Source organism: Litchfieldia alkalitelluris (genome assembly GCF_002153425.1).
Taxonomy (GTDB): domain Bacteria; phylum Bacillota; class Bacilli; order Bacillales; family Salisediminibacteriaceae; genus Evansella; species Evansella alkalicola.
Genome location: NZ_KZ119600.1, coordinates 286,815 through 297,265, shown reverse-complemented (window position 1 = coordinate 297,265; position 10,451 = coordinate 286,815). Strand labels below are relative to the sequence as shown.

Below are 10,451 nucleotides of genomic sequence, written 5' to 3'. Positions count from 1 at the left end.
AACCAATGTTTCAGGAACTCCCCCAAAATACTCTAATGCATGGATATGAGCGATAAGCCAATTAGCTGATTTCATATCTAGAAATGCTTCAACGTAGCTAAACTGACTATAAGGTAAGGTCGCAATAAAAACATACGCTGGAATTGTTTCTCCTGTTGAACGATCAATAATCTGTAACGTAGTCCCGGCCCAATCTACTTCCATGACTTCACCTGGTTTTCTTCGAATTGGCATTGTTAACTTATACTTCTTCGCATATTTCCCATAGCTTTCACAAAAAGTACGATACGCATAAGGAATCTTTCCACCCTCACGCGCTTCAGTCGCATACTCATGATGCAATAAAGTCAAGGTGACATTCTTTTTTTGTAGTTCCTTATGCACTTTTTCCCAGTCAACAGGGAAATAACCTTTCTCAACAGCTTGTTTCTCTGGAAACAGAAATGCTTCCAGCCATCGATTGGTCATTGTATCGTTCAAACTTTCCACACCATGTTTCTTGGCGCGTTGAACGACATGTGAAACTGTATTCCTTGAATGCCCAGTGCTAGAACTAATCGTTCTTTGACTGACTCCTTCAAAATACAGTTCCAGAATCTTTCGATAATTAACCATAAAAAAACCTCCTGTATATTAGTGTCATGCTTGCTCGCATGCAACATAATTATACAAGAGGCTTATTTGATTCTATCTATATTGGCTCTCGACTCTGCAAAGAGTGGATCTTTACTCCGCAATTACTGGCTCAAAACAACGCATATGTGGCTCAATTAAATTGCAATAATCAAAGGCTGCTTACCATCGCTGGCCTAAATGAAGAGTTAACATCACACTCTTTGCGACATACTCATACTTCAATTCTTGCCAAGGCTCGTGTCTCACTCGAACAAATCATGGACCGTCTTGGCCATACTGATGACCAAATCACCAAAAATGTTTACCTTCATGTGACGCAAGAAATGAAAAAAGAAGCTTCTCAAAAGTTCAGTGAACTTATGAAAAGCCTCTTTAATATACTTAATGTTAGCATTTTGTTAGCAAATCGTAGGAAAACCCTTATATTTCAAGGGTTCAGACGGCTTATTACATCATGCCGCCCCTAAGGTGAGAGTGTGTAATATCTTTAACTTGGTGTGTATAGAGTGCGATATATCAAGGTTTTGTTAAATTCTTACTGTAACATCTTTAACATGAATTTACAGTTTTTAATAGAATTGCGTTAGCAAAATGTTAGCATAACCTAAAATTCATTATAGTAATTTTGCATGATGAAGGTATTTCTTCCTTTGCCATTGAGTTGGTCAAGATATCCAAGTAACATCCTTAATTGATTATTTGTATATCCCAATTTTATCCGTAACTCTTTAGTACTTTCATTTGGTAATTTGATGTTAGAAACCTTTGTCATTTCTCCAACATCAAATTGTGTTTTAAAAACAATAAATTGAGACAAATATTCTGAAATATCCACCTCATGAATAATGTCTTTTTGTCCATCCCATTTAAAAATATTGATTTGCTTCTGAAATAAATCTATATTATTGCCTTCGATTAAAAAGCGGTAAATAAGATCACTTTTAATTATTGGTTTATCGTCTTCAATGTTCAAGTAAGACTTCTCCATTAAAAACACAACAATCCCCATAAACAAATCTAAAATTTGAAGAGGGATTGATTTATGTGAATCCTTATACCAAGCCTTATTAACATAATATTTCATTCCACGATATATTGCGTGTGCATTCATTTGCTGTTTTAGCTTTGAATATACTCTCATCTTTCCATATTCAGGGCTGTGGTCAACAATAATTTCAACCGTTCTATAATCATCTGAAAGGCCCCTAGTCAAACCGTAAAAAAGTCTTTCGGGAATTTTAACATAAAACAAATTACGTAATTCTGTAACTGAAATATCAGCCCTTTTAGCAAAGTTTAATGCTATATCATTATCCACAACAAAAATGTTGATATGAAAGTTTGTTTTGAGAAAATGATGTAAACAATATAAGTATGGAGCAATATCCTTATCATTATTGTATTCAGTAAAATGATATTCACTTTTCTTACCAGTCAACCTTAATATTTGTTGAATATCTTCAACTATTTTTTCACACTTATTTTGTTCTACACCATATGCGCCATAATACGAATATTTTTTCTCTGCATCTAATTTATTTGACTCATCGAAAAAGATAGAGTATTTCAAATGTCGTCACCTTCTTGACTATAAGTGAATATTTCATTATAATTTACATATATTATATCATGTATTACTTCCAGTCACCGATTTGACAGGGAGTTATTTTAGAAAGACCATCCAGCCACCGTTTTGGCAGGATGGTCTTTTATTTTTTATATGTTATTGTTGTACAGTAAACATTTTTAATTTTCCTCTTCTAGTTTTATAGTAATCTAAGCTTTTCTCAGCCTTTAACTTTTGTTCTTTAGCTTCTTCAATGTCTGTTATAGGGGCATTAGTTATAAAACCTGAATTATTTAGTTTTGCCTCTAAGCTTCTAAACACTCTTTCAAGTTCTTGAATTGAACTTTCCACACAGTCTATTTGTTTTTCTGTAAACAATAAATCTGCTAAGTCTCTAACTGCTTCAAAAACAATTTTAACTTCATCGCTAGTTTTGGAGTGGACAAAGTTATAACTGTTCTCTTCGAAGGCATGATGTTCTTGATTTTGTCCGCGCCAGTTAATTAGATCTTTTCTTATTTTTTGAATACATAAGTTTGAACCTAAATTATCTACTAACACATCATAAATGCTTTCTAATGTAGGCTTTAATAAATTTGAAGGTACTCCCTTTGAAAATTTTCCTGTTATTTTATGTTCTTTATCGACACAGTATTCAGTAGCCAACGTTTCGAACCATATACGACAATAAATTAAAGCTTGTCGAATATCATATTGTTCTAGTGCTTTTAATATTTTATCTTCAAATCCAACATTGTGTTGCATGAGAATTGTTCCTTTATTGGTATACGAAAATATATTGCTTATTTGGAAATCTTCATTTTTCTTTTTAGCTAAGTAACGTTTATATAAATTACAAAATCTCTCCCAGAATAATCTATCGTGGGTAGTAATAATCATTTGAGTCTTTTTTATGAACTTATCATTAAATATCATTTCTAAAATATTAGCACGGTGATCACTATCAATTGCATTAACAACATCATCAAATATTAAAAACGGCACATTGTTTTTCTCAGCAACGGCTAACATGATAGATAGACCTAATGACCTTAAATGACCTTCACTTAAACAAGCATATGCATCTTTCTCTATATTAGAGTCATTTATTGTCAATTGAATTCTGTAGTTATTATCTTGCAGTACAAACCTAATTTTTGTTATATATTCTGATGGGTCATCATTTTTATTAATATATTGATAATATTTCAGAACTCTATCACCGATTTGATCAATTTGTTTTTTCTCTACATTTACTTTAAATAATAATAAGTCTTGATAAAATTCCTTATAAGCTTTCTGCACATCGGTAACAAGGCTATTATATTTAGTTTCTTTAACCTTTAAACGCTCTAGTTTCTCCACCTTTTTTTCATATTTCTCATTTTCCTTATTAACTTTATCCATTTTTTCTTCCAACGAAGTAATCTGGACTTTTATTGTATTTAATACCTGATTTTTATCTCTAATACCTTTTATTTCTCTCTGCAGCTTATCAACTTCATTTTGAACGTTTTTATGCTTTTTACTAGTTTCGGTATATATTTCGTTAAATTGTTTGAGTTCACTCTGTTTGATTTCAAGTTCATCCTTAAAAGTTTCAATAAACTTTAACTTGGACTGTTTTGAGTGGTCTCTGATCTTGTTTCGAAGTACATTGATAGTATCGTTAAATGCCTCGTTTGATAATTCGGTATAACATTGAATACAAGTTTGATAATTTTTAATCATATCTATGCACCAACTGTACCATTGGTCCAATAAACTATTTTCAAGCACAACAAATTTACTTTTTACTCTTTTTATTTCCTTTAGATCCTCTAACTCTGCAGCTGCTTTATTAAAAGGGTTCTTCGTGACATTTTCCAAATCTGTATCACAAGCAGGACACTTCCCGTTTGAAATATCTTTAATTTCTAATAATACACTATAGAAATTTTCAAGATTTAATTTTTCTACTTGTTCTTGCAAACTTTTCTGTAGCTCATGGTATTCGTTAACTTTACTTTTAAAATCAACAATCTCTCTTCTTAATGTTTCCATATTCAATTCAGGTAATTGATTTTCAGATAACTTTTTGATCCGCTCTTCATACTCTTTTATTTTCCCCTTATTTTTATCAGCTTTTTCGTTAATTGTTTCAGTTGTAACTTCTTCTCCTTCCTCTAAATATTTAAATACTTCCTTTTTCAAGTTTAATAAATCTTCACTATATTCTTTAAGAAGAGAAACATTTGTTTTATTATCCGAGTCCAACTGTTTAATTTTATCTTGAATATCGTTTCTTAAAACATTAAAGCTTGTTGACTGAGCAAAAGAAGAAATCAGTTCATCTAGGTCAGTCAATCCTAGTAATATAGCAATTACATCCTTTTCTTTTACTCCAGTATCTTTAGAGCCTAGCAAGGAAAACTCTTGTAATCTATTTTTTTCAATAAAACATTGTTGGAAAAATTGTTTATCGTGTTCATCTAACTTTTTTAACTCAAGTTGAGAATCAATAAACTGAAGACTAATTCCCTCTTTTTTGCCATTACGAGTAATATAATCTTTTTTATTAACACCACGCCTTTTAGCCTCTTTTACATCACCTGTTAATGCATATTCAAACGCCTCACAAAAGGAAGTTTTACCGCCACCATTTGGAGCAAAGAATATATTTTTATTTGCATTAAGCGCTATATATGTACCTCTATCCTGTTCACTTAATTCTCCAAAACCTTTAAAGTTTTTAATTTGTATAGATTTTAGGCCTGAATAATCTTTACCACTAGCTTTCTCAGGTGATGCCTTCATTCGGTTTACAATCCTATTCGATATTTCTTTCTTTTTATCAAAGTTGAAATTATCAATATCTAACTTTTCTAATTCTTTCTTTATAGATTGATGTAATCTATTCTCTTTACCAATATTTTTAATAACGGCCCATAATATGAAGAGATAACCATCAGACTTACTAGAGTAGTTTTCTTTAATAAATTGTTTGAAGTAATATTTCAAATTCTTCACTCCTCTTCTTTACATTAGCAAAGAGCATACGGAGCACTAAAAAAACAGAAGTTCCCCTTAATAAAAAAGAGTGTAAACTTCTGCTTGTTCTTCGATGTACCTTCTTTGCGTCTTTGTCCTAAATATAATTCTACAATATATAACAAATTTATCCAATATAAATCTATTTTTTCCAAATTGCATTTACATTAAAAAGCAAGTTAGTGAAAAATTTATTGCTTACTATGTCATGCAAGGTGGTGATAAAGTGTGGCCAACTCTGTTTCAACACTACAAAATCAGACAGAAATATCAGCAATTGAACCTAAAATACAAAAGAGGCTTCTCACTAGTTTGTTCAACCATGAGAAGCCCCTATTTCTTTACCCATGTTAGCATTTTGTTAGCAAATTGCGGATAAACCCTTATAGATCAAGGGGTTGAGCGGTCATCACATCATGCCGCCCGTAAGGTGAGAGTGTGTAATATCTTTAACGTCGTGTGCGTAGAGTGCGATAAATCAAGGTTTTGGATATTACTGGTTGTAACATCTTTAACGGGGATTTACTGTTTTTCATGAGAGTGCGTTAGCAGAATGTTAACGTCTTTTAAAGAATCATATCTATAAATTAAAGATGTTGTAGTAATTCTGCATAATAAATGTGTTTCTTCCTTTGCCACTAAGTTGGTCAAGATATCCAAGTAACATTCTTAATTGATTATTTGTATAATCCATTTTTAATCTAATATCTTTAGTGGTGTCATCAGGTTTTCTAATATTCAATATTTTTGTCAATTCATTAACATCAAATTGTGTTTTGAAAGCAATGAATTCTGATAAATACTCCGAAATATTGACTTCATGAATAATATCTTTTTGTCCATCCCACTTAAATATATTTATTTGTTTCTGAAATAGATCTATATTATTTCCTTCAATTAGAAAACGATAAATAAGATCACTTTTAATTATTGGCTTATCATCATCAATATTCAGGTATGACTTTTCCATTAGGAACACAACAATTCCCATAAATAAATCAACTATTTGGAGCGGTATTGATTTATGAGAATCTTTATACCAAGCCTTATTGACATAATATTGCATACCACGATATATTGCATGTGCATTCATTTGTTGTTTAAGCTTAGAGTATACCCTCATCTTTCCATATTCCGGGCTGTGGTCCACTACAATCTCAACAGTCCTATAATCATTTGAAAGCCCTCTAGTTAATCCATAAAAAAGTCTTTCGGGAATCTTTACATAAAACAAATTACGCAATTCTGTAACTGAAATATCAACATTTCTAGCAAATTTCAATGCAATATCATTATCTACAACAAAAATGTTAATTTGAAAGTTTGTTTTTATGAAATGATGTAAACAATATAGATATGGAGCAATATCTTTATCATTTTTATATTCAGTAAAGTGATATTCACTTTTCTTACCAGTCATTTTTAAAATTTGTTGAATATCTGCAACTATTCTTTCACATCTAATTTGTTCTACACCATAAGCGCCGTAATATGAATATTTTTTTTCAGCATCTAGTTTATTGGATTCATCGAAAAAGATAGAGTATTTCAAAAGTCATCACCTTCTTGACTATAAATGAATATTTAATTATAATTTACATATATTATATCATGCATTACTTCCAGTCACCGTTTTGATAGGGAGTTTTTTAGGAAGATCATCCAGTCACCATTTTGGCAGGATGATCTTTTTCTTTTTATATAAATTTTGATTTTAGATTTTATTCACTACAAATTACCTTCAAATCAATTCCGGTTGTTTCTTTTATATAATTTTCAGTCACACCTAATAAATTTAAAATATCCTGGCTCACATTGTTTTTAGAAATACTCGGTTGGACAATAAATATCTCAAAAGTCATAGGCATTCTTTTTTTAGCTTTATCTTTTAAGATCTCTAATTCATTTTCGGAACCCTTCTCAATTCGACTACATGAAGATTTATTATGGTATTTTACTTTTCTTCTTAATAGATGATTAAAAAACTCTTTCCCATCTTTATACTTCCAATGTGTAGATTTTTGAGCTTGCCCACAAACCTCATAGAGATTACCTATATCATTCGAAACTTTTCCTACTTTAGCATACTTCAAGTGATACATTTGAATTTTTATGATGTGATCCTCTTCCGTAATGGTAAGGACATCAGCTATTTCTCCACTACCATCATCATCATAGATTATATGATAGTCTTCTAGTTTAAGTTTCTTAATAAATTGATATTGTATCGAATCCCTGCGTCTCGGTTTAACCTGCTGTGATTCTTTTGCAATATCAGTATCTGACCAATCATAAGGTATTAGTAACTGCCGATCATATAGATTTATTGTATGTTTTAATTGGATATATTCATTTCCCGTTAAGGCTGAACCATCAGCAAACCATATAGTTGGTGAATAAATCTCTAAAAACTGAACCAAAGAGTATTCCTTTGTTCCAAAATGAACCTCAACATCTTCATCTGACAACAGTTCATATTTAAAATCGGGAAATGGAATATCCGACTCAGTTCTTTCAAACACAGTGTATTTAATAGGAATTGCAAAAATATCTGATTGTAAAGTTAATCTTATTTCTGACCCTATTTCATGCTTTTCAATTGAAAGCTCTACTTCCCCCAAATTAAATGTAGAAGATTTGCCGTATTTAAACTCACATTTTGTTTCTGCGTTACTATATATTTCATAATCCCAGTCAACACTTATAGGGACGATTTGGGGCATTTCAGAAATCATAGTTGGAACTAAGCATTCCTTTAAAATTTCGTTTGCATCAATATTGGGGTTAATTAATTTCTCTCCAATATTAGTACACCAATCTTTCAAGTGTTTTATATTCCCCTGTAGTTTTGTCCAGATTCTCCCCTTGTAGGAACAGCCAATATTTACAGGATTTCCACCTTCATAACCAGAACCTACTATATAAGCCTTCTGACTACGTTGTTTTTCAGTTAATGGCAATGCTTCACCAATATCACTACCAACACTCATTCGATATCTAATATCTTTGCCAAGAAATAATTTCAAGCCTACATTTTGTAACTTAATGCGCTTAATATTATGTAATGCCTTAAAAGCATCCATTTTATTTATTAAAATTGGATCCTGTACTATCAATTCTGCTAATTCTTTATATACACTTTCATTATTGGAACTATTAATAAATAGTAATTTTTGCTTAGGGTCCCAAATGAAAATTAATAAACTCCATGTTAAATTATAAGCATTCTTGTCACTAAGCCAGTCCAGTTTATTTCTTTTTGCATAAACAATAACAGCAATATTTTCGCTTTCATTCAGGTCAAAGAATGCATACTCATAATTAGGTTCTTCTAGAAATTGGCCTTCTAATGATTTGGGGAACCAATTGCCAGTTTTACTTTTATATACTACTGTACTTAATTTTGGCTTAATATTTTGAAAAGAGAAAAAAGACGAGTTCAAATTACTAAAGCCTTCTAGAAATTCTTTATAATTAACTTCATTTTCGATGCTGTCACTACTATAGTTTGATAATATTTCGTTCCAATCCGCATCGCTACTATATAAATCTTCTAGTGCATCAGACACATTTAAGTCCGCAATATTAGCAATAAATGCTGCGCAACCTAGTTTTTCATCATGTTTAGTTCTAGTAAACCGTCCTGTAAATTGTAATGTTATAGGTAAGCTCTTTTTTATGTCATGAAGTGCTGCTACCTTTAGTTCTGGTAAATCAAACCCTTCCCCTAGCATATCTACACAAACTATGATTCTATGTTTCTTTTGTTTTATATTTTCAAGAATTGTTTTTTCGTTCTCAATGTTTGAAAAAATAATTACAGGATTTAAATGTTTATATTTTTTGTATAATTGAAAAACAGATTCTGCTCTTTTTTTATTTTCACATCGAGCCATAAGGATATGAGGTAACCCTTTTTTTATATCAAATTCAAGTCGTTTGACCGCTTCTTCAGCTATCAAATAATCGGCATGTTGGCTATTATATTCTTTTACAGGTATGAATTCGATCTTTGTAAAATACCCATCTTTTTGCGCTTCACTAAGGGGGAAATTAAATATAATTCTTCCATCTAGATTTTTACCGTCATTTCTAAATGGAGTGGCAGTAAACTGAATGACTTTACCATCATCAAATACTTTACGAAAAGATTCCCATGTTCTTGCTTTAACATGGTGAGCCTCATCAATAAACACATTAGAACATTTATTTGAAAATAACTCTTTCATTTCTTGACTCATTGATGTTAGTAACTGCATTGTGGTAACAATAACGTTACATTTACCAAGAAATATTTCTAGTTCTTCTATTTCCCTAAAGCCTTCATAGATAATGCCAACTTTAGGATACTTTGCTCTATTCCCAACTATCCCAAAATCTTTTAAAAGACCTAATGTAATAAACTTATCAGAGATTTGATTCCTAAGAGCAGCACTCGGAACGATTACTAATAAGCGTTCACATCGTTCCGCAATCATAGATGACATCATGGTTTCGGTCTTTCCTGTACCTGTGGGCATTACAACCGTTGCAATATCCTTAGAGACCTTCATATGACTAAGTATAGAATATAATGCAGCAATTTGCGGCCTCCTTAATCCTTTGGTTTGTTCTTTATATACCTCTTCCTTAAAATTGAATTGGTCCCGCCAACTTTTAATAATCGCTTCGTTTGAGTCAACTTTTAGATCATTTGGATGTTTTAACCAACAAATTACTTCAATTTTCTGATTTAACCCCTCAGATAGATTTAGCTTATTTATTAGTAAGATATAAGGAACAGTATCATCTATATACTTTTTATCAGTAGTGAAACAAAAAAGGTTACCCTCACTCTCTAATAAAAAATATTTATCATTAGTATAGCGTATTTCTCCTTCGATCGTTTTTTCATTACAAATGAATTGCTTAATAATATTCTTCCTTCTTGGCTTCTTATAAATAGTCTTAACGTATCCTGGTAGAGTTAACTTTATCATCATACACTTCTCCAGTCTTAAATACTTTAGTTATTTTTTTCACCTTCTGATATATAACAACGTTCTCTCTTTATCTCCTTAATCCGACAATCATACTTTTATTTTACCAAAAATTAACTGGAATTAAATTAGTTTATCTATCTATTGTTTATGGCAAACTAATAATGTAGGGTATGGCAATTAATTTATGCCGGCCCCGAGGGGCCGGCATAAATTAAAAAAGGCCACTTGCAATCTTC

The 10,451-nt window shown here is 31.2% G+C and carries 5 protein-coding genes and 1 pseudogene; 1 reads left to right on the top strand and 5 read right to left on the bottom strand.

Going from position 1 to position 10,451, the window contains the following annotated elements; translation table 11 throughout:
- Nucleotides 1-615, bottom strand: a pseudogene (locus tag BW724_RS01500) (IS21 family transposase); the annotation flags it as partial.
- 26 nt (nucleotides 616-641) lie between these two features.
- Between BW724_RS01500 and BW724_RS01495 the strand changes: the two are divergent.
- Nucleotides 642-1,103, top strand: coding sequence for a tyrosine-type recombinase/integrase (locus BW724_RS01495; RefSeq protein WP_140354882.1), 462 nt, complete (start codon nucleotides 642-644; stop codon nucleotides 1,101-1,103).
- A 137-nt stretch (nucleotides 1,104-1,240) separates the two neighbouring features.
- Here the strand turns inward: BW724_RS01495 and BW724_RS01490 are convergent, their stop codons facing one another.
- From BW724_RS01490 to BW724_RS01475, 4 genes are all read right to left on the bottom strand, one after another.
- Entirely contained in the window at nucleotides 1,241-2,206 is a 966-nt protein-coding gene (locus BW724_RS01490) for a DUF3800 domain-containing protein (protein ID WP_088073342.1), read from the bottom strand.
- Between the two features lie 153 nt (nucleotides 2,207-2,359).
- Nucleotides 2,360-5,203, bottom strand: a complete 2,844-nt coding sequence (locus BW724_RS01485) for a hypothetical protein (protein ID WP_088073341.1) — start codon at nucleotides 5,201-5,203, stop codon at nucleotides 2,360-2,362.
- A 610-nt stretch (nucleotides 5,204-5,813) separates the two neighbouring features.
- The gene (locus BW724_RS01480) at nucleotides 5,814-6,785 is read right to left on the bottom strand and encodes a DUF3800 domain-containing protein (protein ID WP_088073340.1); all 972 of its coding nucleotides are present in this window, start codon (nucleotides 6,783-6,785) and stop codon (nucleotides 5,814-5,816) included.
- A gap of 169 nt (nucleotides 6,786-6,954) precedes the next feature.
- A complete protein-coding gene (locus BW724_RS01475) occupies nucleotides 6,955-10,212 on the bottom strand; it encodes a DEAD/DEAH box helicase (protein ID WP_235848861.1) in 3,258 nt (1,085 codons plus the stop codon).
- Nucleotides 10,213-10,451: the final 239 nt, after the last annotated feature.

Excerpts from the sequence above, each read along its gene's own strand:
- BW724_RS01475 (WP_235848861.1), bottom strand. The coding sequence starts at position 10,212 with ATGATAAAGTTAACTCTACCAGGATACGTTAAGACTATTTATAAGAAG.
- BW724_RS01495 (WP_140354882.1), top strand. The coding sequence starts at position 642 with ATGCTTGCTCGCATGCAACATAATTATACAAGAGGCTTATTTGATTCT.